Here is a 26,706-nt window from a genome sequence, read left to right as displayed (position 1 = left end):
TCGTCAGTCCTCCAATGCATTTTTTAACAGTTCTTTTGCCTTTCGCATTCTTGTTTTGATTGTATTCAGTTTTATTTTCGTTAACTGTTCCATTTCCTTTAATGATAAATCTTCGAAGTAATATAAGTAGATCACTTCTCGGTATTTAAGAGGCAATTGAAAGAGTGCGGCTATCACCTCTTGCTGTTCATCCTTCCTGATCACCTTATTTTCAGTGTCATCCTCACAAGCGGTGACAGGCATGTCATTCGGATCAAAGCTTTGCACTCTTTGAAAATGCCAGCTTTTTAAATAATCTTTACAATGGTTAATCGCGATTTTACAGAGCCACGTTTTGATTTTCGATTGCTGTTCAAATGTGTGAAGCGACCGATAGCACTTCACGAAGATTTCCTGCGTTAAGTCCTCGGCCACAGTTTTATTTTTAACGTATGAATATACGAGATTTAATATATTTTGGCCATACTCCGTCATGATTCTATCAAACAGCACATCGTGATCTGCTGCTTGAAGCGCTTCAGAAACAAATTCTTCCAATATCTGAACCTCCTAACCTCTTACTTATTTGACGAGGCAAGCTTGTTCGAAGTTTTGTTTTTATAAAAAAACAGCCTGCCATTCTTATGATAAAGACGGCAAACTGTTTTTTCTATATTGAATTATTTTTTGGGAACTGCAATAAATAGGATAGGTAACTGCATGGAAAAAAGCAAACGATATTGTTATGAAGCAAATGTTACGTTATTTTAGCTGCTCCCATTTATTTTTCATTGTTGGTGGTGTATATTGCTGCATGGCAGCAATCAAATCACCTGGTTCTTGTGAGGATACGATTAGGTCCAAATGTGTATCGTTTGAAAAACCTTCCTGAATACTATGTTTTACCATCTGCAGCATTGGATCAAAATAACCTCTAATGTTGTAAAGTCCAATCGGTTTTTGATGGATGCCAATTTGTGACCAGCATAAGACCTCAAACAATTCTTCAAATGTTCCAAATCCGCCTGGCATAGCGATAAATCCATCTGCTAATTCCATCATTTTAGCTTTTCGAGCATGCATATCTTCTACCTCAATGAAATTTGTCAGCTCTGTATGAATCATCTCTCCTTTAAAAAGACCTCTAGGCATAACCCCAGTTACTTCTCCGCCATGAGCAAGCACCTCATTAGCAATTTCACCCATCAATCCTATTTTAGAGCCTCCATAAACAAGGCGGTATTGTTGTTTTGCAATGGCTTTTCCAAGTTCTTTTGCCTTTATTCGATATAATTCATCGGCACCAAGGTTTGAACCAGAATAAACACAAATTGTTTTCATACTTTCATCTCCATCTCTATATATAGATACGCACAACTTTAATCATACTATAAGTTGTCTCAAGTAGTCACATGCGACAGAAATGCAAACGTATTGAAATGCTTGCAACTAGCAGTGTTATCGGCATTGGAACATTTTTAACAATTTTTCTTATATTAATAGAATAAAGAAATGAAAAAAATAACGAAAGGAAGATGTAGCATGTCTCAATGCAATGCTTCTGAAGTTTCTAATATTAGAAAGGAAGCTGTTAATTTGCTTTTAGCTTCTATTGAATTAGAGGCATTAGGTTTATCCCATGTTATCAATACGAAGAAAGAAGTGATTCAATCTGCACTAAAAACGTTATCTAATGTTAAGATACAAGAAAATGTTCCATAAATAGTGATGTTGTTAAATGATCTAAAGTGAAAAAAATAACGTTGGGATTTGAAAAAGGAGGAGGTACACGCTTCAACAGCTGTACCTCCTTTTTGATGGGGCTTATTTGATCTCTAACATATATGGGGATGATTTTTTTTCGATATACTTACAATGATTCGTGTTCCTCCCATTTAACGAGATGAGGATTGGGATCTAAGATCGATTCGTATTGTTCCTTCCACCCAAACTCACCATTGGGGTCAAGTGTATTATAGCGTTCATACTTTCTTATACGGTCTATTTTCCGCGCCCACCCATAATGTTTTATTCTTGCCGAGTGAAGAGTATATGGAAAATGGTGAATATTTTTTGGAAATCTTCCACAATGGATAGAGGCGTCCTTCCACTCGTATTCGATCTCAGGGCGGTATCTTACTAAAAAAGGACGATAGTAATGATGAGCTTGCCAATACTGATCATCTCGATAATGAGTTTCAGACCACATGTCAAATAAACGAAAGTAGACAGCATCATACTCAGATGAGGAAATGATTTCTTTTACTTGCGTAGCAAAGGTTGACTCGAATATTTCATCTGCATCTAATACGAGTATCCATTTTGGATTTACTTTAGTTGTTTCTTCCCATTGTTTTTTTCGGAGCTCTTTTTCGTTATGAAACATAGATGTCTCGTTTTTAATCAATGTATGCGGGACAGTTTCCAACATTTCTTCACAAAGTGAAACAGTTTGATCTGTACTTGCATCATCAATGATGACTACATGATCTACAAATGACTTATGCAATGTTAAAGCCTGCTTTAAATAACGATTTTCTTCATTTTTTACTGCCATAGAAAGGACTAGCTGTGGTTCAGACTCCATTTTTCCATCTCCCCCTCCTACTTTTTAAAAACTTTCTAGATAAAAAGTATTCATGTAAGTATTCTTACATGTTGTTTACTGTAACGTGCTGACTTTCATAGGTTCATAACAACGCTCGTCTAATAAGTCCGGCTTCCTTTATAAAAAGCTTATTCATTTTTACCATATGCTTAAAAAGCGAAAATAAGAGTATTTTTTTCTAATGGGTCACAAGGTAAATGAATATTTTCCGGCAATTACCGATGTTAAGTGTCATTTTTCTTGAATGTGTTCACGTTATTTGTTTTTGCTTCATAGTATACGAATGATTTGATTAATATGCTTGAGGAGGAAGCACATGAAGAAAGTATTAATCGGAACGCCTGTACGCCAAGATCCTATTATTTTAAAGCTATATTTATTGTCTTTAAAACAATTGGAAAAAGAGGGAGTTAAGGTCGATTATTTTTTTGTTGATGATAATAATGATGAACTATCAAAAAAGATTTTAGAGATATTCGGAAGAAGACAAGATACCACTATAGAAAGCTATCATGACATGCAAGATGAGAGTTACTTTAAGGATGAGCGTACACACTATTGGACAGGGTCGCTTATCCAAAAAGTAGCTCGCATCAAGAATCACATCATTGATCATGTGTTAAAAGAAAATTATGACTATTTATTCTTTGTTGACTCTGATCTCCTCCTTCACCCATCGACATTGCAGCAATTAATGAAAGCTGATAAAGATATTGTGTCTGAAATATTTTGGACGAGATGGACACCTAATGGGATGGAGCTCCCACAAGTATGGGTAAAGGATAATTATACATTGTTTGATCAAGATTTTGGAGAGCATTTAACTGATGAAGAGATTAATAAACGTTTAATGGAGTTCCTCAATAAATTACGAAAACCAGGGATTTATGAAGTTGGGGGATTAGGTGCCCTTACACTTATTAAGAGAAGCGTTTTAGAAGCAGGCGTTCATTTTGGGGAAATAAAAAATGTATCTTTTCCAGGTGAAGATCGGCATTTTTGTATAAGAGCAGTAGTAAATGGATTCAAGTTGTTTGTTGATACCCATTATCCAGCAACACATTTGTACCGGCAATCAAATGTGGAAGAAATATTATCTAAGCGGTTGGCTGATATGCTCCTTCCGTTAAATGAGATAGAAAGCTGATCATTTTAAAAATAAAGGACTTAGCATTGAAAATATAGAGCAGGAAAATTTCTGATGAATAAACGAAAAAAGAATGTGTAACCTTTAACAATCTGATACGTGTTTAATGTGAGGAGGAGGAGGGAATGAAGCCTGACAATTTGGATCAGATTTATCAAATGTATGTAAATGATGTTTATCGCTATTTATACTCCCTCTGTCTCCAACATCATACTGCAGAAGATTTGATGCAGGAAACCTTTTACCGCGCTTATTTATACTTAGAGAACTGCAAGGATGAGAAAGTGAAGCCATGGTTGTTTCGTGTTGCATACAATGCTTTTGTTGATTTCAAACGAAAGGATAGCCGCAGTTTTACAAGCGAAAGCGAATTTTTTGATGGGATAGGTGATGAAGAAACACCTGAGTACAGACTGTTGCAGAAGGAACGTTGGAGTGAAATGGGACAAGTTATTATGAGGCTGCCGGAAAAACAACAGCAAGCCATTTTGCTGTATGATTTTCATCAATTTTCTTACCAAGAGGCCGCAGATATTCTCGATGTGCGGTTGTCCTATTTCAAGGTTTTGCTGTTTCGAGCAAGACAGAAGCTGAGGGAAGAGAAGGAAAGGATGGATCGGGATGAGCAAGGAATTTGAAAAAAAATTAAAGGATTATGTAGAGGGTAAGCTCTCCGCTGAAGAAAGAGACGAGATAGAGAAAGAAATGGAAAAAATGGAGATGTACCAAGCTCATCTAGAAAAGGTAATGAATGACGAAAATATGCCAATACATGATATAAAAGGACAAGACCAGCCTCCTAAGATCCGCAAAGAAAAAGCCATTATTCGAAAAGGAAAATGGAAAGCAAGAATAGCGAATACGTGGACAGTTTTGTCTGTATTGCTGCTCATCACGATTGTTAGTTCATCCATGACGAGTTTATTTTTTGGAATAGGAGAGCCAAACCGAATGGATACCTACAGAGATGTTGTTTCATCAACCATTGCTGTTACAAGACCTAACGTTAATCTCAATGTAAGCGGCAATGTTCATACTTTTTTCTCAATGGATGTGGACGGTAAGTTGAAGAAAAAGATTGGCAGTTCATATGAATCGATCGGTGAGTTTTCGATGCCGTTTTTGTTAGGGAAGCCTGGAAACCATACGATTTCTTGGCTTGATGATCGTATGGCAGACACGATTCATTTTTATGAACCAAAAACGAAACGATCAGAAGTAGAAGATAGCGAAGAATGGAACATTTTAGAGAAATTGCCTGAGGGAACGGTTGCAGAAGTGTTTCTATCGTTTGAGCAGCTGTTTACAACAGACGAGTTATTAAAAAAATTTGAACAGCAAAATATGGAGCCTGTCTGGTTTGCTGCTGATGTTGGCATCGAGGCTGATAGTGGTGATGATCCTGTTGGCTTTCCTTCTACACCGATCTGGCATCATGATGACTGGATAGTAGATAGTTATAAGGAAGAAAAGTCAGGCTTTTTCGGTAAAGTCATTACTAAATCCTCTTCTACTCCAAGCGTTGATCCTTATGGAGATGGCAAGCTGCGTGAGGAAAATTTTCTACAAACATTGAAGCTAATGCAAACATATCGTTCCATTACAAAACAAATAGCTCCCTCTTTCAAGATTGACGAAGCAGTCGATTATTTGGAAGCGAATGGAGTAAAGCTGTATGGAGCAGTTGTTACTGGGCCAACGAAAGAATTGCTCAAGCTTCAGGAAGAACCATGGGTGAAAACGGTTCGTGTTGGAGAGGTTCGACTGTGGAATTGGGATGATTAAAATAAGGCATATTTAATGAATTTCTAATAAAATCCATCTCATTTAAAATGATTCATGCAACGCCAGAATATTTTGTTCTGGCGTTTTCTATACAGCGTCTTCACGGACATATTTTTTATCATCCGTTAAACCAGTATTGTATCCGCTAATTGGTAGAAACAAGGGAAACGAGCGTGCTAATATGTGCTTCGTATTTATGTTCATTTAAAAGGAGCATTTAGTAAGCCTATTTATGCAAATTGTAGTTCCATATCTAATTAACGTTTGTTATAATGATGATTGATTATGAAAATCATTATCAGTAAAAAGTAGTCTACTAAACATGAACGAAGCAGACTTCGCCATCAATGATGTTCCCTAATCGCAGTTGTCGGTATGGTCATTCCATGCAAGTAGAAATCGATTGAAATATGAAGTGAATGAAACAGACGTTGCATGGAAACTAGGTCAGTAGAATGCAGCAAATTAATGTTGTCTAGGATTTTGATTTTTCAGGGGATTAATGGACCCTTACTGATTGAAGTTACTTATGAACAAAAGGGGGACGTCTATGTCTACATCAACAGAAGCATCAGAGAAATTTGATGGTAATACAAAGCTTCATGTCCATACACGTCCAATAACAGCCTCTCTTATCTTAATTGGCGGAGTGGCTGCTTTGGTCTTGGCTATTGCAGCTTCTGTTTCTTTTGGTGCTGCGGATATCGATTTTGCAACTGTGTGGGAAGCGGTGTTTCGGTTTAATCCAGATTTAACTTCACATCAAATTATTCAAGAATTGCGCTTGCCGCGTGTGCTCGGTGCTGTAATGGTTGGGGCTTGTTTTGCTGTTGCCGGTGCAATGATGCAAGGAATGACCCGAAATCCGTTGGCAGATTCCGGATTGCTTGGACTGAACGCTGGTGCTAGCTTTGTGTTAGCGCTTTGCTTTGCGTTTTTCCCTGGATTGCCTTATCTTTACTTAATATTATATTCATTTTTAGGCGCTGCTCTTGGTGCTGGTTTAGTGTACGGCATCGGTTCATTGGCAAAAGGCGGGCTTACTCCACTGCGTCTCGTTTTAGCTGGTGCTGCAGTAAGTGCATTGCTTGTAGCGCTTAGTGAAGGAATTGCCATTTACTTTCGGATTGGACAAGACTTGGCATTTTGGTACGCAGGAGGAGTTGCAGGTACAAAATGGCTTCATCTTAAAATAATGGCGCCTTGGATTGTTGCTGCCATTATCGGTGCGATGATCATTTCGCGTTCGATTACAATCCTTAGTTTAGGAGATGAAGTGGCGGCAAGTCTTGGACAGCGCAATACAGTGGTAAAGCTTGTTGGAACGGTCATCGTACTTGTATTGGCTGGTGCAGCTGTCTCGGTTGTAGGTTCAGTAGGCTTTGTAGGCTTAATCATTCCCCACCTTACTCGCCATTTGGTAGGTGTAGATTACCAATGGATCATTCCCTGTTCCGTTGTGCTTGGCAGCTTGCTGATGGTTCTTGCAGATCTAGCAGCTAGAATGGTCAACCCTCCATATGAAACGCCAGTAGGTGCGCTTATTGCTCTAATTGGGGTGCCATTTTTCCTCTATCTTGCGCGTAAAGGTGGGAGGGAACTGTGATGCAAACTGTACATACTTCTCAAATGGAGCAGAAAAAAAACCGAAAAAATACTGTTGTGCTTTTTATCATTGGAATTCTTATTGTTATTGCTTTTATTATTAGTATGAATACTGGTTTTATTAGATTGTCGCCTATAGAGGTCGTCCAAACATTGTTTGACGCTGGGACAGAGAAGCAGCATTTAATTTTATTTGAATTTCGTTTGCCCCGCATTGTGATTTCTGTACTAGTTGGAGCGGGCTTGGCTGTTTCAGGCTGTATTATGCAAGGGATTTCCCGCAATGCTTTGGCAGATCCCGGCATTCTTGGAATTAATGCAGGGGCAGGTCTGGCTGTCATGCTGTTTATTTCTTTTTTTCCAACAACAACTGCTGCACCTGTTTTTCTGCTGCCGGTGCTCGCGTTAATAGGAGCAGGACTAACAGCGACGTTGATTTACATTCTAGCTTACAAGCAAGGCGAAGGATTGTCGCCAACACGTTTGCTGCTAACGGGGATTGCAGTTGCAGCAGGAATTAGTGCTGCTATGATTGTACTTACGCTTCGTTTAAGCCCGGAAAATTATCAATTTGTTGCCACATGGCTCGCTGGGAGCATATGGGGATCAAACTGGAAATTTGTACTAGCGCTGCTTCCATGGATTTTAGTGCTCCTACCTTTCGTTTTTTATAAAGCGCGGGTTTTAAACGTACTCAACCTTGGAGAACAAATGGCAATCGGGCTTGGAATCGATATTGAAAGAGAAAGATTAGCTTTATTAGCTGCTGCTGTCGGTTTAGCCAGCGCCTGTGTAGCTGTAAGCGGCGGCATTGGTTTTGTCGGCTTGATTGGTCCGCATTTGGCTCGCCGTCTAGTAGGATCAAAGCATGAGTTCTTGCTTCCAGCTTCTGCGTTGACAGGAGCACTGCTTCTTATCCTAGCCGATACAATCGGCCGCTGGATATTGCAGCCTTCCGAGATTCCAACTGGAATCGTTGTAGCCATTATAGGTGCACCATACTTTCTTTATTTGCTTGCTAGATCTAAGACGTAATAAAAATAATAGAAATGCTCTAACATGTGTACATATTTGTACGCATGTTTTTTTATCCCACATCTAACTGGCGAGTCAAGACCCCCACCTCAAGAGTAAGAGAAATGAACTGTACTCCAATTGTTAGATGTGTATCTAACAATTGGAGTGCAGTTCAACTTTATCTGATATACGAATAAACACCTCTAACTGCCATTTCATTCCATCAACAAATTAGAATGATTTGTTTGGAAAGAACATCGTCTTTATTAAAGGTTTTTTTGTTTTATCTTGATGAAACAATCATGATTTATTCCAAAATGGTATTTTCAAATGAAGAGATGTAAGCTACAATATAAAACACTTCATTGAAAGAAAAACATAAAAGCTGGAGGATATGTATGAGTCACACTCTGATTAAACCAGACGATACATGGCTGCTGTGGGCATTCCTAACTGGTTGGGCAGCGATTAGTATTTATTTAGAGCAAAAATATAAATGGGCAGCAAAGGTTTCGGGAGCGATCATTGCTCTTGTTGGTGCTATGCTATTATCCAATTTATATATCATACCAACAGAAGCGTCTGTGTACGATGCGGTATGGAGTTATGTCGTACCTCTAGCTATCCCATTACTTTTATTTCAAGCGAACATCAAGAAAATATGGAATGAGAGCGGTCGGTTGCTTATCATGTTTTTTCTAAGCGCTGCTGGAACGACGGCTGGAGCTATAATCGGCTTTTTTTTGTTAAAAGATGCTATCCCAGGACTCGAAAAAGTGGGAGCGATGATGACTGGCTCTTATATTGGGGGAGGAGTAAACTTTGCAGCACTTGCTACAAAGTTTGAGGCGCCTGGCCAGCTTGTTTCAGCTGCCGTTGTCTCAGATAATATGATGATGGCATTGTATTTCTTTGTATTAATGATCCTCCCAGCTATTCATGTTATTAGGAAGCGGTTTCATACACCTTATATAGATGAAGCAGCAAAAGCTTCTAATGCAGAGAATCAGGCTTCCTCCTATTGGAAAAGACGTGAGGTTTCATTAAAAGATATAGCGCTTTCGATCGGTACTGCATTTACGCTTGTGGCTGTTTCCTTTAAAATGGCTGAGCTATTTGGCACCATGATTCCTTCAGGGGAAAATGAAACTTTCATTTTTAATGTGCTCCATGGCATATTAGCAGATAAATATTTGATGTTAACAACGATAACGGTTCTTGTTGTCACGATATTTTCCCGTTTTTTTGAGCAATTAAACGGCGCACAAGAACTGGGAACGTTCTTAATCTATCTATTCTTTGTTGTAATAGGAGTGCCTGCTTCCATTACTCTCATTTTTCAAAAATCACCTTTATTGCTAGTGTTTGTAGCCATTATGGTACTGACTAATTTATGTGTATCGCTTGTACTTGGAAAGCTATTTAAATTTAGCCTGGAAGAAATTATTTTAGCAAGTAATGCCAATATCGGAGGGCCAACAACTGCCGCAGCTATGGCAATCTCAAAAGGATGGACAAAATTGATCGTTCCTATCTTATTAATTGGAACGTTAGGTTATATTGTAGGAAACTATGTCGGATCAGCTATCGGATATTGGTTTAGCACTTTTTAAAATTTGAAACGTAAGGTTGCTTTGAGTTTTTTTATTTGTCCATGTAAACTAAATCTAAGTGCGTTGTTCGCTCCAAGGCATTTCAAATACACGTATCAAAAACAGCTAAAGCTCAGAAAACTTTCAGAGTGACAATAGCTGAAGAAAGATAGATCATAGGCATGCATATAAATATAATGACGGTATATGTGTTGCTTGTTTAGTGCTCGAAGCTAATGCTATTTTAAAAAAACCAGCCTAAAGTTTTAGAAAAATTGATTGCGGCTATTTTTTAACATGATTAACATACTGTAGATTATAAAATAAATGAAAAAGGAAGATCGAGATGCTTGTTACGAATGAAGAAGAATTAAAAGGATTAAGAGAAATCGGGAAGATTGTTGCGGATATTCGCGATGAACTGAAGGCGCTTGCTGTTCCAGGGGTGACGACAAAAGAACTTGACGATCGTGCGGGTATTTTATTTGATCAATATGGAGCGGAATCAGGTCCGAAAAAATCTTATAACTTTCCTGGATTTACATGTATTAGTGTAAATGATGAAGTGGCTCATGGCATTCCAGGAAATCGAGTGATCAAAGATGGTGATTTAGTTAATATTGACGTTTCTGGCTCTAAAAATGACCTATTTGCTGATACTGGTATTTCTTTTGTTGTCGGAAATGGCGATTCGATCCTATACAAACTTTGCGATACAGCCGAAAGCGCCTTTCAAAAAGGGATTTCGAAAGCTAAGGCTGGCGCAAGGCAAAATCAAATTGGCAGAGCAGTAATGAATGAAGCAAGGAAAAATGGCTTTCAAGTGATCATGAATTTGACTGGCCATGGCATCGGCAGAGCGCTTCATGAAAAGCCAAACCATATTTTGAATTACTTTGACCCACTGGATAATGCATTGCTGAAAGAGGGGTTAGTAATCGCTGTAGAACCGTTCATCTCCACAAAAGCGGATATGATCGTTGAATCAGGAGACGGTTGGACTTACAAAACTCCGGATGGAAGCCTTGTTGCTCAAGTAGAACACACAATTGTCGTTACAAAGGGTGAGCCGATTATTTTAACGAAGAATTAAATGTTTGCTTCTTTTCACTGGTATAAAATCCTTGGCAGGCTATACACCGACGAAGGTAGGAAATGAGTATACTTTTTATCCCACATCTAACTGGCAGTAATTCACCCACCTCAAGAGTAAGAAGAATCAAAGAAGTCTAGGTGGGGGATAACTGAAAGTCAAATGTCCGATTGGTTCGAGCCTACAGGACGTCGCGCTTTTTAGCTTGAGATCCTTTGTATGGGGGATGAGAGAAAACCCCACTAATGGAAGTTTCACTTTATCTTGTCAAAAAAGCAGGGGAAGAAGTATATGTACCAATTTCTACTTATCAAGCAAAAGTGGTCTTAAATGAAAGCAGCATCAAAATGGAAGTAGATACTCATATTGAAGGCGTGAAAGAAAAAATAAAACAATCTACTTTATCATTGATTACAGTTAACTAGTGAAAAACTGGAACTACTAATCATTTGCAAAGCCAACGTTTCTTAGAAGTCGTTGGCTTTTCTAGTTCAATGAAATGTTAAGATAAACGTAAATTCTAAGATCCTTTGTTCTTTCTTTTATCATTAAAGATCTAGAAATATAAGGTTAAACGGCTGTACATCTGTTGGAGAGAAACAATGGTGAATAGAGGCCTTCTCTTATAAATTTGTTAGAAAAGTATGTTTTGGTTAAAATGTATGAAGAAATGAAAATGTTGTTTATACAGGAAGGGTAGACTATAATAATAGTCTAAATGTAATTGAGGAAATATACCACGAAGAAATATCAGGTAACAGGTGCTACCTATAAATTGATTGTAGGAGAAGGTAGATGAATACAAGAAATATAACCAATTCTGAGATGGTTGTCATGAAAGTAGTTTGGAAAAAAAAGACGTGTACCGCAGCTGCAATTGTTGATGAGGTATCTAAAAATTCGAAATGGCATTTTAGAACAATTAAGACACTGCTGAGAAACCTTGTCAATAAAAAGATAGTAGGTTACACCATCGACGAAAATGACAGTCGAGTATACCATTATTTCCCTCTTGTAAAGGAGGAAGATTATCTTCGTCTTGAACGACAGCAATTTGTTGATATGTATTATGATGGAAATATCAGCACAATGGTAGCAAGTTTTCTAAAAGACGCAAAAATATCAAAAAATGACGTAAAAGAATTAAAAGAGGTATTAGAACGCTGTATTGAGAAAAAAGACGAAAAAGAGTGATGTCTATGGCCATACAATTACTTTTTTTAAAAGTGATGGAATTATCTATTGCTGCTTCTGTTATTGTCCTAATCATATTACTATTGCGACGTATAGGTGGAAAATGGCTTCACCCATGGATGATCTACTGCTTGTGGCTTATCGTTCTCATAAAGTTAATACTTCCCTTTCACATTCCGAGTACGTTTAGTATTGAGAATATGACCGATAGATACTTCTATCAAAAACAGTATAGCATTGGTCCAGTTTTGAATTCCGCAGTAAACGCAATCAACAATATATATGATGGAAAGAGTGAGATCAAAAAAGCGGTGAGGGTATATAAAGACGGTGCTTTAACGATCGATACCGCCACTATAAAAGACCCTTCCGTGGTGGAACAATACAAATTTGGCACTACTATGAATGGAATTTTAACAGGATGTGGCATTCTATGGTTGATCGGTTTCATCATTTTTACAACAAAAAACATATATCGCAATCGAAAGTTTAAGAAGCTGTTTGTAAACGGAAATGTTTGTGAAAACGAGGAAATCATTCATATATTTGACCATTGCAAGAAGGAACTCGGTATTAAAAGGAAAATAGATTTGATGATGTCAGGGAGCGTGATCCCTGTTATTCACGGTATTTTGAAACCGTGTATTCTCCTTCCTTTTGACTGCAAAAAAAACTTTAAAACGGAGGAATTGCGGTACATTTTATTACATGAGCTTCAACATTATAAACAGAAGGATACGATCGTGTTTTTTATTGGAGATATGTTAAAAGCAATCCATTGGTTTAATCCCCTTATCCAATTCGGGATGCGGAAAATGCAGGACGACAGTGAAGTTTTATGTGATTTTCAAGTGATGCGTCTGCTAAAAAAGAATGAATGCATCGATTATGGAATGCTTCTTCTCAGGCAGGCAGAGCTTAACATCAGCCAATTTTCCAAAAGCAGCATGTCTGCAAATTGGTTTGGAGGCCACTCACAACTAGTGCTTAGAATAAGAAAGATAGGCATATACTATCAGTTAAAGCCAAAAAAAATACACAGGATCTATGGAACGTGTCTATTGTTACTAATGTCTGTTACATTGCTTACAGCGAACTATATATACGCTGAACAAAAGGCTTACATTGAAGCAGAGCCAATTCTTTATGCCTTTTGGTTGAATGATCACGTAGACCCATTTAATAGACAAGCAATAAACAGCATTGCAGAACAAATGGCGGGTCTTTCATCTGTAGATAAAGATGTAGTGCTCCTTATGACTGATAAGAAAGCATTGGCAAACACCGAAAGTCGAACTACTTTGCTGTTTGAACAAACTTGGCCTTTCTCTATTTACTATTCGCAGAGACCTATTGAGGTAAGCGTGAAGGATATTAGAGAGGAAGTCCAGAGAAGAGAACTAAAGAAAGGGAATATATGTATCTTTTTAAAGTACCACTTTGCGTTTACAAAACATTTTTCAATGAGTGGGGGGAGAAATATCATACTCGACTTAAAGAGTTTAGAGCGTTTGGACAATGTAAATTTATATTAATGATATTCAAAAAATAATCTTATAGACTATAAACATAATCTATCGTTAGCCGATATATTTAAAAAATCTAACTGGTAAGTTAAGACCCTCTTCTCAAGAGTTAGAGTAATCGAGAAGGTTAGGCTATTCATAGATTATGAGTGGTGGGAAGGTCATCTCTCACCTCTCACTTCTATTCCAGTAAATGTCCTTTATGATAGGATTAGGAAATCTTCTTGAACACATCGGCACAAAGATGCGTTTTTTAGCTTAAAATCCTATAAGAGAAAAACAATTGAAGGAAGTTTCACTTAACTTTATCGTTTTTTCTAACAAAAAGGACTATAAATATAGTCTGTTAAAAGATAGAAAGGAGGAATGCTCCCTATTATATTTTACAGTCAAACAGTGTAATGAGTATTCATTGGAGGAGGTTTTATCAAAGTACGGAATTCAACATTTTGAAAGTAGACGATTATTAGGACAATCCAAAATACTTAAGTAAGTCAATAATAGTACAGTAAAAACATGATAAAAGTTGCAATGAAAGGTTCAAACGCTAAACCTCGATAAAGAAAGGAGTTTTTCAAATGAGTACAGTTGCTGTTAGTGGAGGAAATCATGATGACTTGTGGAATAAAGGGATTGATAAATGGAACCGTACGTTCGGTGAAAATTGGAAGAAGGCGGTCGCGTCTAATATCCAAAACATTCGTAGCCGCGAAAACCCTAACCTTCGATTTAAAGATATCTTTCAAAAGCAGTTGAATGAACAAAATGTATCCATGGGTTTTAAAACAGACTATCGTCATTATCTGATCACTCCAAGAGAACAATCATCCAGACATTTTCCTGAAGCGGGGGATAGAATGAATATTCGTCATGTTCCTACTCCTTTGTCTAAGAAACAATTTATGCCTACGCGAGCTGAGTCAGAACTTCGAACAGCTGCAAATAATACAATAAATATCGATAATGAGAAGAAACGAATTAAAAACCTATTTTCCCCAAAAAATATAACGAACATTGATCTTAATAAGGAGGAAGGAAAAGTAGATAATACGTGGTTGCCATTGATTAAAACTGTCCCTAGCTTGTATCATTACTCACAACCATATGTAGGCATGAGCTTGGATCATACTACTATAAACCAGGACGTTCAGAGGAATGCTTTGTTACAACTAAATAACTTGTATCACTTAAACTCTTTGTATCGGCAACCGGTTCTTTACTATGATAATGTGGGTTTAGGAGGGCATGGAAAGAGTGTTCCTCTGACATTGTACAGTACGTTCTCTTCTCAGCCGATTTTTGATATGGTCTACTAATAAAGATTTTCTCTTGTACGTACTTGCCTTAAAAATTCAAATAATCAATGATTTAGCTGTTGATTTATCAAGAAATTAAAATATAACCAACTAGAATGATGAATATTTGAAAAAGTCAACGTCCTTCGTTGACTTTTTCGATTTTTTTATTGTTATTTTAAATTTTGAGAAAGAACGGCATCAATGAAACCGTTCTTTCTTTCATAAACTTTTTAATAAATGAATTGTACTTGTACTAAATTTCGAGATTTTATATTCAAAAGAAGTTAATCGAGGTTTAAGAGCTGGTGATAAAAACTAAAAGTGTTGTTGGTGGGGCAATTAAAAGCTTTGCCTTTTAATAAAACGGGCTTACTCACACCTAATACAGGAGCTATTTCATTTACATCGCAACCATCTTTTTAAGCATTTTAATATCTAAATCATGTTCGTTCACTTTATCCGCAATGTAATTGATTTTTACTGTTTCTTCGGTATTATGTCCTACTTGGGTAGTGACGCTATCTAATTTGGCCTCCAATCTTCTAATATCTTCCTTCATCGTTTGAATATCTTCTTTCATTGTTTGGATATCTTCTTTCATTGTTTGGATCTCGGCTTTCATCAATTGCTGTTCATCTTTAATAGATTGAATGTCAGCTTTCATCAATTGTTGTTCATCTTTAATGGAGCAAAGATCAGTTTCAATATGATTCAGTTTCTCAACGATTAATTGCAGTAATTTTTCACTCATCGTTTTCCCTCCTTTTCCCCTTATTTTTATGATCCAGAGATAAAAAAACGGATGTGCAATAACTTTTAAGAACTGGATCATTCCTCTCCTATTCTAGCATATAACGTCAAGGAATTCATGACAAAAAAAGCATTGCTTTTCAGCCTTTTTCACGAATAACTAAAACAATTAATTTATTCTACATTTCATTTGCAACACAGCCTTTGCTTCAAGAATAGAAGATTAGAAGTGCTTGGTGAACGATTACTGAAATCCAAATGCCTGGGACTAAAGGATAAGGAAAACTTTATGAATCAGCAGCACATAAAGAAAAAAGTGTCTTCTTTTTAAATAAATCGTTGTGTTTAACAACCTAACAGTGTTAAACTAACATTGTTAGATAGAGAGAAGGAGAATCTAAAATATATGAAAGACTCATCAAAAAAGTCATTAAACCACGATCTTATTATTAAAGCCGCTCTTGACATTCTAGATGTACATGGTCCTTCTGGTTTATCGATGCGTCGCCTGGCAGCCTCTTTGAACGTTGAGGCCGCCTCACTTTATTATCATCTACCTAACAAGGGGATATTGCTGCAGAAAATCGTCGATTTTTCAGCAGTTCAAGCTGTGCTGCCAGAAATGCCGATGAAATCGTGGCCAACAGCCTTGCGCCGCCTCGCAGCTAATTTTAGAGCTACATTACGAAAGCACCCTGGCGTAGTGCCATTGATTGCGATCCAACCAGTATCAGATGAAGTTGCCTTTCAGCTTTCTGCACCAATTTTGGCAGCAATGAAAGAAATGAATATCGAGCAAGAAAAGGCGCTTTTTGTTATTCAGTCGATATCTGTGTTCGTTATTGGTCATGCTTTGGCCGAAGTAGGCAATTTGCCTGACCCACCTACGGCGCCGCAAGCATATTACGATGAGTGGTTTGAAATGGGGTTAAATGCTCTTATTAGCGGTTTTCAATTGCAATTTGACTCCTAGCTAAATATTTGTTTGCAAATAAAGTAATAAAGGAGGAACAACGAATGGCTGCAGTGCTGGCAATACAAATCGTTACGTTGTTTTATCATCAAGTAACTACCTTATTTGATTTATATCCTTTCAACGGCATTCGCTACTATACAGTAAAAGAGCGCCGCAAAGAGGCGGTCATAAACGGCATCACCATGCTTATTCCAATCTTCCTTACGCTCACGGATAAGCCTATCTTCATAGGTATTGGTGCAGTGATTTGGATGCTCGTGGTGGTGGGGGCATTTCTTAATTGGTGGCTCCCTTACACAACTGGTATTTCCGTTTATAAAATGCCAAACAACGAAACTTGGCCGCAAGTACATGAGAGAATCTTTGCGAAAACGATTATCATTTTGCCTAGTATTAAAAATAACCCGACACCAAATGTAGAGCACATGATTCTCCACACTTTTATTTTAGCGTCAACAATTAGTACATGGGTATATGCTTTTCATGTATAAAAAGTAACAGAATTCCTTTGGAAGAAAAATGCTAACAGTTGACATATATAAATAATTAAAATTTACCAAATGCCTGCAGAAACTTGGGTAACAGATGTCATGGAAACTTCGAAGAAAACGTCACTTAAGTGCTATTAAAATCGTTATAAGCACATATTTATGTGGAAAATCTACTAAGTAGAAACATAAGCTCGTGGATATTGGTTTACATAAATATCCACTCCTCTTTTTTCATACAAGCCAAGCGTTTATAATCTATACACGCCAATACTCTTTACGAAGTAGCTTTCAGAACCTATATTGGAGTTATAATTGTTCGTGCCATTTATGGTAAGTGAGTGTAATTTAAAATATGACGTCTTAAAAATAATATCGGGATTCAAATAGAAAGGGGAGTAAGAGCATATACGAAAAAAACGATTGTTCATTGGTATTTGTTTGATCGTGTTAGTATCTTGTATCACAATTATCTTTACAACATTTAAAAATGGGGGAGAGACTGCAACAAATATTGAAAATGTTTTTATGCATGAAAAGCATGAAAAAATTTACACAGAAGCACAAGATTTAGCTGCAGATTCAGATTTAGTCGTAAAAGTGACAGCAACAGATAAATCAATCAATCATATGGAAACGACAGAAGATGGTCTACCATTATATTATTGGACGGAAAATGAATTTATCATTCAAGATGTTTTTGTTAACAATGTAAACGAACAATCAAAAAGAATTGTTGTCATTGAACCATATGCGATATTCAATAACAACCAACGAATCATCTCGGAAGGCTATACACCGACTGAGACAGGAAATGAGTATATTTTTTATCTTGTCAAAAAAGCAGGGGAAGAAGTATATTTACCGATTTCTACTTATCAAGCAAAAGTGGACTTAAACGAAAGCAGCATCAAAATGCAGCTAGATACTTATATAGAAGATGTGAAAGAAAAAATAAAACAATCTACTTTATCATTGTTTACAGTTGAATAGAAAATCATTACATTAGGCTGTCATATCGATAAAAAACCAATTTTATTTTTGGTAACGCTTTCAAAGTGGTAGAATTACTACTCTTAATAGCGATTCAACCGGTATAAGCAGAAGTTACTTTTTAGTTTTCCACACAAATTGTCGTGTAATGAGGAAGATGAATATGTAAGAAAAGGCGCTTTTAGCTATTCAATCGATATCAGAGAGCGACCGTTCCTTCCTTTCTTGTTTCGCTATTTGGAGAGTTTTTTGTCTTCTAAAAATAGGATTCTAGATCAGCAGGTCTAGAATCCTATTTTCGTTTTATTAAAAAATAATATAAGCAGTGTGCAAATAGGTTGACTAGTAAATAAAAATAATAGATACTTGCATTATAGTCATTACTATAAACAATGTTCAAAATAAGTCTTATCGTAAGATGCCATATTGAATTGGACGTTTTATGAGGCTGAGAGCCCAAGTAGAACATACGTCCCAACCATTTTGCGTGTGCCTTTCAATGACTTTTTTGAACACAAAATGAATGATTATTTTTTTTACCGTAATAGTTAGTGAGTACTAACTTATATTTCAGGCAAAGGGGTTAATAGATATGACAAAACGAGTTGCGGTTATTACTGGAGGGGCAAGTGGAATTGGTCGTGCAGCGTGTTTAAAGTTTGCTAGAAAAGGGGATCGGGTTGTAGTGGCGGATTTTAATGAGTCCGCAGGAGAAGAAACTGTAAAGTTAATCGAAGCTGAAGGCGGAGAGGCCATTTTTGTGAAAACAGATGTGACGAAATTAGAAGCAGTGGAGGCGCTTGTTGAAAAAGCAGTGGATGTCTATGGACGAATAGATATTATGTTTAATAACGCTGGAATGGGTAAGTCTACTCCTGTATTAGAGATGGACATGGATATATATCATCAAATAATTGATGTCAATCAGCATGGGGTTGCTTACGGAATTTATGCGGCTGCTAGAAAAATGAAGGAGCTTGGCAGCAAAGGAGTTATTATTAATACAACTTCTGTATTTGGGTTTTTAGCTTCTCCTGGAACTTTTGCTTATCATGCAACGAAAGGCGCTATCAACATGATGACGAAATCAGCTGCGTTAGAATTGGCGCCGTTTGGGATAAGGGTTGTTGCGGCAGCACCTGGAATTGTTGATACACCAATAATTCAGGGCTATAAAAATAAAGGGCTGCTTGATTCAATGAAGTCAAAAGTAATGGGTAATGATTTAACAACTCCTGAGCAACTTGCAGATGCCGTTTATTTACTATCACTTGATGAAGCAGATGCAATAAACGGAAGTGTTGTCATGGCTGATCATGGATTTGCTTCATTTAAGTAAGAGCAGTTCTGTTTTAGCTAGTGACTTTTGCAGACTTTTTGAACAGCCTCTATAATAGAAAATAGCCAAATAAGATCAGCATAAGTGATGCTGATCTTATTTATTTATCCCATATCTAACTGGCAGTAAGGCCCCCACCTCAAGAGTTAAGAGGAATCGAAGAAGTCTAGGTGGGGGATAACTGAAAGTCAAATGTCCGATTGGTTCGGGCCGACAGGATGTCGGTCACAAAGGCGTTGCAACAGGACGTTGCGATCTTAGCCTTTGTTCTACTTCTTATCAGTGGGGGATGAGAGAAAACCCCCACTGATGGAAGTTTCACTTTATATTCAAAAATGTTAAAAGGAGGAAAAAGTTGAGTAAAGGAGAAAGAACAAAGCAACTTATTATTGAAAGGACAAGATCTCTCTTTGCAAAAAAGGGGTACGATATGACAAAAACAAGTGAAATAGCAAAGGCGTGCAATCTGTCAGAGGCAGCTGTGTATAAATATTTTCACTCAAAAAAAGATTTGCTCATTGCTTGTGTAACACCAAATGAAGAACAGCCTCCTAAACAAGATGCCAAGGAATTGTCTACGGAAAGTCTAATCAAAATTTATGTGAAGGAGAAAATCAACTGGATTGAGAAGCATCAGGAACAACTAAAAATTTTGCTGACAGAGAGCCTCCACCACCATGAACTTTCTGATATATACCTTCAACAAATCGATCAAGAAAATGGGTATGAAAAAGAAATTATAACGAGAATCAATAAAGGGGAAATGAAACTTATTTCTGATTTTCTATTGTTTAGGCTTGGCTTTACATCCTCTGTTCTATCTATTTTGAATCACGAAAGAATCAGCAAAAAGAAGTATGACCTTCACTTTTCAGAAGCATTGAAGGAGGAATTAACTGCATTTGCTTTGTATGGACTCTTAGGAAAAAAATAAATAGACAAAAACGAATGATGAGTGGTGAATGAGGTAAAGCAATTTTGTGTCATTTCTAAAGTAAGAAACGATTATGCTCTCAGCCGCTTTTTTTCTAATGGCTTGAACCGATCATGACAAATTAATTTGATATTGATAATCGTTATCAATATAATGGTGATAGAAATGGATCATGATGAGAAAGTGGGGGAGGGTTCAATCGATGCTAGATCACTTATCATTCAGACTCCGATCAGTAGATTTCATAAAGGGAAGTTGGGGTGCGCGAATAAAGCAACAGCTAGTTTTTTCTTATGCGCTTATCATCATGAAAAGTGGCAGAACTGAGCTTGTTCTTGGTAATCAGCGCTATGAGCTAGATCGCCATTCCGTTTGCCTTTGCATGCCTGATGAAACGTTTGGAACAGTCGCGTCGGACAATGATTTCGAACTTTTTGTATTTCACTTCGATGTATTTATGTATTTAGATAAAAATCAAAAATCGATGAAAATGACCAAGGAATCAAAGCTGTTTCCAAAAAAGAGGATGATCATTTATCCTTCGGAGCATTTATCAGCTATGTGTACTAAGTTGTGTAAAAGATGGAACAGCGAAGAAAGAATGAAAGAGTTTCGTTGTCAAATAGATTTTCAGGAAATACTCTACTATATCTATAAAAATAATAGTGTAAAGGCAGAGAATGCATCTGAAGCGCTGCATGTTGTAAAACAATATATAGAAGAGCATTTTTCAGAATCTTTAACGATTGATCAGCTTGCAAAAATGGCAGAAATTAGTCCGAAGTATTTTGTTGATTTATTCAAGAAAAAATACGGCATTTCTGCTATGGAGTATGTTGCAGATCTGCGGTTGAAAGAGGCAAAAAGACTATTGGCGAATATGGATGTTCGTGTTCGTGATATTGCTCATCAAGTCGGTTATTCGGACGAGTTTTACTTTAGCCGAAGATTTAAAAAAGTAATTGGCGTTTCACCAACAATCTATATGAAAAAACGGCGCAGGAAGCTCATTGTCTATCATCCGCAGCTGCTTGGCTACTTGTTGCCATTGAATATCATGCCATATGCAGCACCTCTTCATCCTAAGTGGACGGAATATTATTATCAGCATTACCGCAATGAGATCCCTATCCATTTAAAAGCATATCGCCAAAATTATTATTGGCAAGATAATATTCAATTGCTTCAACAAATTTCAGGAGAGCAGATTATTGCAATGGAGGATATTTCTGAAGAGGAGAAACAATCATTGGAGACGATAGCTCCCGTTTTTTATCTCCCCTCATCTTGCAAGAATTGGCGCGAACAGTTTGTTTTATTAGCAGATTTTTTAGGGGAAACTTGGCAAGCAAATCACTGGCTGAAAGAGTATGATCAAAAGGTTCGCACAGTTAGAAAACAACTGCAGCAGTCGATCGCCAATGAATCGATTGTTGTGATTAGAATGCTGCATCAGAATATGTATTTGTATTGTAATCATGGTGTTGCAAATATTTTGTATAAGGACTTAGCATTAACACCAGCTTTTGTGAATAGAAAAGGGATCTATAATGATGCTGTGACAGTCAAAGAACTACATACACTGAAGGCAGATCACCTGCTCATGCTGATTTGTCAGGATAGTGAAACACTTCACGAATGGAGAAAAATGAAAATTTCTAATGAGTGGCAATCGATACGTGCTGTTAAGCGCTGCAAGGTACATGATATCACCTCTGATCCATGGAGAGAATATTCTGCCCATGCACATTTACGAATGCTAAATGAAGCAGAGAGGATACTGTCAGAAAATTATCCATCATCCTTCTGGATTTAGTCCATGTCAATATAGCAGCTTTTTCGCTATGCTTATCATTGATAATCATTATCAATGATATATTTATTTCATTTATATAGCGAAAGGGGTTCTATAGAAAAGATGAAAAAAATCATTTGGCTAGTAGGATTGCTGGCACTCATGTTCGTGTTTGCTGGATGTGGGAACACAGATAAAAGTGGGGCAGAAAACACGAAAAAAGACACTGAAGTTTCTGCTCCAGAGAAGGAGAAAAGCGACGAAAAATCCAAAGCAAAAGAAGCAAAAGATACGAATGGGGAACGTACAATTGAATACTTAGGCAAACAATATACAGTTCCAGAAAAAGTCGAGCGTATTGTTATTACAGGTGCAATAGAAGCACTCGAAGATGCGGTTGTCCTTGATGTACATCCAGTTGGAGCGGTTACATTTGGCGGTGAGTTCCCGGAAATCTACAAATCTATTACAGACAAAGCAGAATCTATAGGGGAAAAAACGCAGCCTAATTTTGAAACAATATTAAAGTTAAAACCAGATGTTATTCTTGGTACAGCGAAATTTCCTGAAGAGGTTGTACAAAAACTAGAAAAAATTGCACCGACTATTTTAGTTTCACATCATGCTGTAAATTGGGAAGCTAACTTACATTTATTGGCTGAATTATCTGGAAAACAAAAAGAAGCTGAGAAAGAAATTGAACAATATCAAAAAGCAGTAGAAACCGCGAAATCGCAAATTGCTGAAGTTCAAGACAAAAATGTCCTTGCCGTTCGCATTCGGGGTGGGCAAGTTTTCATTTATCCAGAAGCAGTATTCTTTAATCCCGTTTTATACGATGATCTAGGATTGAAGCTGCCAGATGAAGTAGCGGCTGCTAAAGCACAAGAAAATATTTCTGTTGAGCAATTAGCGAGAATAAATCCAGACTATTTGTTCATTCAATTTGCTGACGATGAAAATGCAGATAACGAAAATGCACTAGACGAATTGCTAAATAATCCAATCGTAAAAAATATGAATGCTGTGAAGAATGACAATGTATTTGTTAATGTGATTGATCCACTTGCACAAGGCAGTTCAGCATGGGGCCGAATGCATTTCTTAGAGGCTGCCCTAAAAGAACTTGTAAAGTAGCTGAAAGGAGAAGATAAGAGATGCGGTCAACTGTTGGAGATCGACAAGCAGTGATTATCGCATTGTGGATTGTTCTCACAATTGCCACGATCATCCTATCTGTTCGGTATGGTACAGAAACGATCCGTTATCGGACAATGTGGGACGCCTTATTCCATTTTGACCCAGAAAATATGGAGCATTTGATTATTCAGACATCTCGGTTTCCACGAGCGATAGGTGCATTTCTTATCGGTGCATTTCTGGCTGTATCAGGTGCATTAATGCAGGGGATGACAAGAAATTATCTTGCATCCCCTTCTATTATGGGTGTTTCAGACGGTTCTGTCTTTGCGATTACATTATGTATGATTTTGATGCCTGGAGTTTCTTCTATGGCTTTGATTTCGTACTCTCTTATGGGCTCGGCATTAGGTGCAGCGATTGTCTATGGAACAGCAAGACTGCTTCCAGGAGGTTCCTCTCCTTTAACACTAGCAATTTTAGGTACTATTATTGGAACTTTTTTAGGTGGAATCTCGCAAGCTTTGGCTACATATTACCAAGTTTCACAAAATATTAGTTTTTGGTACAATGCTCGCCTTCATCAAATGGACCCTACTCTTATCAAACTATCTATTCCATTTGCGATTGTCGGCATCGGCCTCGCTATCGTTCTTGCCCGTTCCATCACAGGACTTTCGCTTGGAGAAGAAACAGCGACGGGATTGGGGATGAATGTTGTTGTAATAAAAGGGCTGGCAATGCTTAGTGTCGCTATCTTAACAGGAATCTCAGTTGCAATTGCTGGAAAAGTCGCTTTCGTAGGGTTGATCATTCCACATATCACGCGTTTTCTTATCGGACAAGATTATAGAAAAATCATTCCGTATGCAGCGATGCTAGGCGCATTATTTTTATCATGGTGCGACCTAATCAGTCGATTTATCAATCATCCATTTGAAACGCCAATTGGCGTAGTAACGGCTCTTTTTGGCGTCCCTTTTTTCCTATACTTAATTAAGACGAGAGGGGGAGAAAAAGAATGATAAAATCTTCGCCTTCTACTCGATTTTGGCTCGTCTTTCTTCTTACATGCGTGGTGACTGTTTGTGGAATGTATGTAAGTTTAACAAATGGTTCGTTTGATATCCCGATATCGGATGTTTTGCAAACATTATTTGGAATTCATACCGTAGCAGAATATGACCTTGTCATTTTCGAGTTTCGCTTGCCTCGTATCGTGATCGGTGCTGTTGTGGGGTTTGGTTTGGGAGTTGCAGGGGCTGTTCTTCAAGGTATCACAAAAAATGAATTAGCTGATCCTAGTATATTAGGGATTCATGCCGCGGCAGGCACTGCGATCGTACTATATATGTTCTTCTTTCAAGGAACGATCAAAGGCGCAAGCTGGTTTTCGGTCATGACAATGCCGTTGTTTGGCTGGTTAGGCGGCCTAGCTGCCGTAATGCTGCTTTATCTTTTTGCAAGGCATCGTGGGACTATTGATCCTCAAAGGCTGATACTCGTTGGAATTGCATTAGGTTCTGGGTTTGGCGCAATAACGTTGTTTATTTCACTGAAAATGAATCCAAATGATTTTGAAATGGCTGTTGTTTGGCTAGCAGGAAGCATTTACAGTGCTTCATGGCTCCATGTTATGACAGCCCTGCCATGGGTAATCATGTTGGTTCCGATCATATGGAGCAAAGCGAAAATGCTTGATTTACTCCAATTGCATGAAATGAGTGCCACAGGTCTTGGCATCAATACCGAGAGAGAACGAGGGGTACTGCTGATTTGTTGTGTAGGGCTTGTAAGTGCCTGTGTTTCAGTTGCAGGGAGCATTGGATTTGTTGGTTTAATAGCACCTCACATTGCAAGAAGGCTTGTTGGAATTCATTATAGGTTTGTCGTGCCTGCATGTGGCGCTATTGGAATGGCGATGGTGGTCATTGGTGATTTTATTGGAAAGACAATATTTGCTCCGGCAGAATTGCCAGTTGGTATCGTTATATCAATTATTGGTGTTCCTTATTTTATCTATTTACTATATAGAGCAAGAAAAAAATAAACGTTTGTTAAAAAGGAGCTGACAGAATGGCCATTGAACAAATTGCCAATCACTCGTTGTTTTCGATCCCTCATGCAGAACAGTGGGAATTAACTAGTAAAAATAGTTCTAAGTATCGCATCATGACTTGGAGACCTCATGTTGAAACACCTGCAGAAGGCTTTCCTGTTATTTATATTTTAGATGCGAATGCGGTTTTTGGATCAATGGTAGAAATGATTCGCCTTCAGTCCCGAAGAAAAGATAAGATTGACCCTGCTGTCGTCGTGGGAATTGGCTACAATACTGACCAACCGTTTGATACCAATCGACGATTTTTCGATTATACTGTGTATGCGGACAAAGATGAGTTTCCAGTACGCAAGGAAAGCTTTCAATTGCTGACTACAGGCGGAGCGGATGACTTTTTAACATTTATTGAGTCAGAATTGAAGCCGATCATTGAAAAAGCGTTTCCGATCGACAAACGCCGGCAAACACTCTTCGGCCATTCTTTAGGGGGCTTCTTTGTTCTATATACATTGTTTAAGAAACGTTCCGCTTTTCAGTATTATGCAGCAGGAAGCCCTTCTATTTGGTGGAAAAATCACTACATTATGAAGGATGCGAAACGTTTTATAAAATCAGATACCCAAACCGAGACAGGTCTGATTATTGGTGTAGGCAGCCAAGAAAAACCACATATGGTTGAGGATGCCCAGCAAATGTATGACCGTTTATCTACAGCTGGCATCGAGGGATTAACAGTGAAGTATCACTGTTTTGAAGAAGAAGACCATGTTTCAGTCATCCCACCATTTTTGAATCGTACGCTCCGGTTTACATTAGGGAGAACATAAGCATTATCAATTGTACTAGTCTTCGTTAATCTGTAAGTAAAAAGTAGATTTAGTTAAAACTTCCTACAGAAGCTAGTTTAGATTGAATACTTCTGTAGGGGGATTTAATTTATTTAAAACCATTTAACTGGATTTCCGAAAAGAATTCTCCCACTATGTGAAAGGGCATAGCCAATGAAAATGGGAGATGAATTTTCGGTTGGCGTAAGCCAAAAGATTGTTCTATGATTAGTCTATACAATATGAGTTTGATAGCACTATAAAAAAACATGTGCATGTTTAAGGCGCATCCGAATAGTGAGTGATCAAAGTTTCTAAATGTGTATAAGAGTACAAGTTCTCTTCTAATAAAACGTGACTTTCCCATTGTTCACAAAAAACTTTGGAAAGAAATGTTTTGGTCAAGAAGTTTCTGCTTGTTTACTACAGGCGGTACTTCTGTAGAAACAATCAAGCAGTACGTTGAAAAACAAGGCAGAAAGTAGGTGTAGAAAATGTTGAAAGCATATAAATATCGGATATATCCAAACGAAGAACAAAAAATATTTTTCGCAAGAA

The 26,706-nt window shown here is 37.5% G+C and carries 27 protein-coding genes and 1 pseudogene; 24 read left to right on the top strand and 4 right to left on the bottom strand.

The features are described 5' to 3' along the window. Positions 1-3: 3 nt before the first annotated feature. Positions 4-537 (bottom strand): sigma-70 family RNA polymerase sigma factor, encoded by a 534-nt coding sequence (locus J2S08_RS18190; protein ID WP_307232093.1) that lies wholly within the window; start codon positions 535-537, stop codon positions 4-6. A gap of 204 nt (positions 538-741) precedes the next feature. Next, complete coding sequence (locus J2S08_RS18185; protein WP_307232091.1) at positions 742-1,320, bottom strand: LOG family protein; 579 nt, start codon at positions 1,318-1,320, stop codon at positions 742-744. 201 nt (positions 1,321-1,521) lie between these two features. On the opposite strand from J2S08_RS18185, the gene J2S08_RS18180 reads away from it, so the two are divergent. Further along, the gene (locus J2S08_RS18180; RefSeq protein ID WP_307232089.1) at positions 1,522-1,701 is read left to right on the top strand and encodes a hypothetical protein; all 180 of its coding nucleotides are present in this window, start codon (positions 1,522-1,524) and stop codon (positions 1,699-1,701) included. A 148-nt stretch (positions 1,702-1,849) separates the two neighbouring features. Here the strand turns inward: J2S08_RS18180 and J2S08_RS18175 are convergent, their stop codons facing one another. Further along, the gene (locus J2S08_RS18175; RefSeq protein WP_307232087.1) at positions 1,850-2,566 is read right to left on the bottom strand and encodes a glycosyltransferase family 2 protein; all 717 of its coding nucleotides are present in this window, start codon (positions 2,564-2,566) and stop codon (positions 1,850-1,852) included. 337 nt (positions 2,567-2,903) lie between these two features. Between J2S08_RS18175 and J2S08_RS18170 the strand changes: the two genes are divergently transcribed. The 11 genes from J2S08_RS18170 to J2S08_RS18120 all read left to right on the top strand — a co-directional run bounded on the left by J2S08_RS18170 (position 2,904) and on the right by J2S08_RS18120 (position 14,862). Further along, on the top strand, positions 2,904-3,734 hold the full coding sequence (locus J2S08_RS18170; RefSeq protein WP_307232085.1) for a glycosyltransferase family 2 protein: 831 nt from the start codon (positions 2,904-2,906) through the stop codon (positions 3,732-3,734). A gap of 125 nt (positions 3,735-3,859) precedes the next feature. Further along, the gene (locus J2S08_RS18165) at positions 3,860-4,372 is read left to right on the top strand and encodes a sigma-70 family RNA polymerase sigma factor (protein WP_307232083.1); all 513 of its coding nucleotides are present in this window, start codon (positions 3,860-3,862) and stop codon (positions 4,370-4,372) included. Further along, positions 4,356-5,519, top strand: a complete 1,164-nt coding sequence (locus tag J2S08_RS18160) for an anti-sigma factor (protein ID WP_307232081.1) — start codon at positions 4,356-4,358, stop codon at positions 5,517-5,519. Before J2S08_RS18165 ends, J2S08_RS18160 begins: the two co-directional genes overlap by 17 nt. A gap of 550 nt (positions 5,520-6,069) precedes the next feature. Beyond that, entirely contained in the window at positions 6,070-7,125 is a 1,056-nt protein-coding gene (locus J2S08_RS18155) for a FecCD family ABC transporter permease (RefSeq protein ID WP_307232079.1), read from the top strand. 23 nt (positions 7,126-7,148) lie between these two features. Further along, entirely contained in the window at positions 7,149-8,159 is a 1,011-nt protein-coding gene (locus J2S08_RS18150; RefSeq protein ID WP_370875715.1) for a FecCD family ABC transporter permease, read from the top strand. A 380-nt stretch (positions 8,160-8,539) separates the two neighbouring features. Then, positions 8,540-9,754 carry a DUF819 family protein gene (locus J2S08_RS18145; RefSeq protein WP_307232075.1) on the top strand — a complete coding sequence of 405 codons (1,215 nt, stop codon included), beginning with the start codon at positions 8,540-8,542 and terminating at the stop codon, positions 9,752-9,754. A 325-nt stretch (positions 9,755-10,079) separates the two neighbouring features. Beyond that, positions 10,080-10,826 carry a type I methionyl aminopeptidase gene (map, locus tag J2S08_RS18140; RefSeq protein WP_307232073.1) on the top strand — a complete coding sequence of 249 codons (747 nt, stop codon included), beginning with the start codon at positions 10,080-10,082 and terminating at the stop codon, positions 10,824-10,826. A 245-nt stretch (positions 10,827-11,071) separates the two neighbouring features. Then, a complete protein-coding gene (locus J2S08_RS18135; protein WP_307232071.1) occupies positions 11,072-11,251 on the top strand; it encodes a hypothetical protein in 180 nt (59 codons plus the stop codon). Positions 11,252-11,621: 370 nt separating this feature from the next. Next, complete coding sequence (locus tag J2S08_RS18130) at positions 11,622-12,020, top strand: BlaI/MecI/CopY family transcriptional regulator (RefSeq protein WP_307232069.1); 399 nt, start codon at positions 11,622-11,624, stop codon at positions 12,018-12,020. 5 nt (positions 12,021-12,025) lie between these two features. Continuing rightward, the gene (locus tag J2S08_RS18125) at positions 12,026-13,555 is read left to right on the top strand and encodes a M56 family metallopeptidase (RefSeq protein ID WP_307232067.1); all 1,530 of its coding nucleotides are present in this window, start codon (positions 12,026-12,028) and stop codon (positions 13,553-13,555) included. 569 nt (positions 13,556-14,124) lie between these two features. Beyond that, positions 14,125-14,862, top strand: a complete 738-nt coding sequence (locus tag J2S08_RS18120; RefSeq protein ID WP_307232065.1) for a hypothetical protein — start codon at positions 14,125-14,127, stop codon at positions 14,860-14,862. 382 nt (positions 14,863-15,244) lie between these two features. Here J2S08_RS18120 and J2S08_RS18115 read toward each other — a convergent pair whose 3' ends face one another. Then, positions 15,245-15,595: a hypothetical protein gene (locus J2S08_RS18115; RefSeq protein ID WP_307232063.1), complete on the bottom strand. Its 351-nt coding sequence runs from the start codon at positions 15,593-15,595 to the stop codon at positions 15,245-15,247. A 405-nt stretch (positions 15,596-16,000) separates the two neighbouring features. Between J2S08_RS18115 and J2S08_RS18110 the strand changes: the two genes are divergently transcribed. From J2S08_RS18110 to J2S08_RS22625, 12 genes and pseudogenes are all read left to right on the top strand, one after another. Beyond that, positions 16,001-16,567: a TetR/AcrR family transcriptional regulator C-terminal domain-containing protein gene (locus J2S08_RS18110; protein WP_307232061.1), complete on the top strand. Its 567-nt coding sequence runs from the start codon at positions 16,001-16,003 to the stop codon at positions 16,565-16,567. A gap of 44 nt (positions 16,568-16,611) precedes the next feature. After that, positions 16,612-17,061 carry a hypothetical protein gene (locus tag J2S08_RS18105; protein ID WP_307232059.1) on the top strand — a complete coding sequence of 150 codons (450 nt, stop codon included), beginning with the start codon at positions 16,612-16,614 and terminating at the stop codon, positions 17,059-17,061. A 444-nt stretch (positions 17,062-17,505) separates the two neighbouring features. Next, the gene (locus tag J2S08_RS18100) at positions 17,506-18,051 is read left to right on the top strand and encodes a hypothetical protein (RefSeq protein ID WP_307232057.1); all 546 of its coding nucleotides are present in this window, start codon (positions 17,506-17,508) and stop codon (positions 18,049-18,051) included. A 592-nt stretch (positions 18,052-18,643) separates the two neighbouring features. Next, a complete protein-coding gene (locus J2S08_RS18095; RefSeq protein WP_307232056.1) occupies positions 18,644-19,390 on the top strand; it encodes an SDR family NAD(P)-dependent oxidoreductase in 747 nt (248 codons plus the stop codon). A gap of 355 nt (positions 19,391-19,745) precedes the next feature. Further along, positions 19,746-20,324: a TetR/AcrR family transcriptional regulator gene (locus tag J2S08_RS18090; protein ID WP_307232054.1), complete on the top strand. Its 579-nt coding sequence runs from the start codon at positions 19,746-19,748 to the stop codon at positions 20,322-20,324. 202 nt (positions 20,325-20,526) lie between these two features. Next, the gene (locus J2S08_RS18085; protein WP_307232052.1) at positions 20,527-22,140 is read left to right on the top strand and encodes an AraC family transcriptional regulator; all 1,614 of its coding nucleotides are present in this window, start codon (positions 20,527-20,529) and stop codon (positions 22,138-22,140) included. Positions 22,141-22,242: 102 nt separating this feature from the next. Beyond that, positions 22,243-23,256 carry an ABC transporter substrate-binding protein gene (locus J2S08_RS18080; protein WP_307232050.1) on the top strand — a complete coding sequence of 338 codons (1,014 nt, stop codon included), beginning with the start codon at positions 22,243-22,245 and terminating at the stop codon, positions 23,254-23,256. A 20-nt stretch (positions 23,257-23,276) separates the two neighbouring features. Further along, entirely contained in the window at positions 23,277-24,284 is a 1,008-nt protein-coding gene (locus J2S08_RS18075) for a FecCD family ABC transporter permease (RefSeq protein ID WP_307232048.1), read from the top strand. Then, positions 24,281-25,309: a FecCD family ABC transporter permease gene (locus J2S08_RS18070; RefSeq protein WP_307232046.1), complete on the top strand. Its 1,029-nt coding sequence runs from the start codon at positions 24,281-24,283 to the stop codon at positions 25,307-25,309. The genes J2S08_RS18075 and J2S08_RS18070 overlap by 4 nt, the downstream gene beginning before the upstream one ends. A 26-nt stretch (positions 25,310-25,335) precedes the next feature. Next, positions 25,336-26,148, top strand: coding sequence for an alpha/beta hydrolase (locus J2S08_RS18065; protein ID WP_307232044.1), 813 nt, complete (start codon positions 25,336-25,338; stop codon positions 26,146-26,148). A gap of 275 nt (positions 26,149-26,423) precedes the next feature. After that, positions 26,424-26,633, top strand: a pseudogene (gene tnpA, locus J2S08_RS18060) (IS200/IS605 family transposase); the annotation flags it as partial. A gap of 9 nt (positions 26,634-26,642) precedes the next feature. Then, on the top strand, positions 26,643-26,706 hold a 64-nt coding region (locus J2S08_RS22625), incomplete at its 3' end, for a helix-turn-helix domain-containing protein (RefSeq protein WP_370875695.1).

This window comes from Bacillus chungangensis, from assembly GCF_030812995.1.
Classification (GTDB): domain Bacteria; phylum Bacillota; class Bacilli; order Bacillales; family Bacillaceae_C; genus Bacillus_CF; species Bacillus_CF chungangensis.
This window is presented reverse-complemented; position numbering and strand designations above follow the sequence as displayed.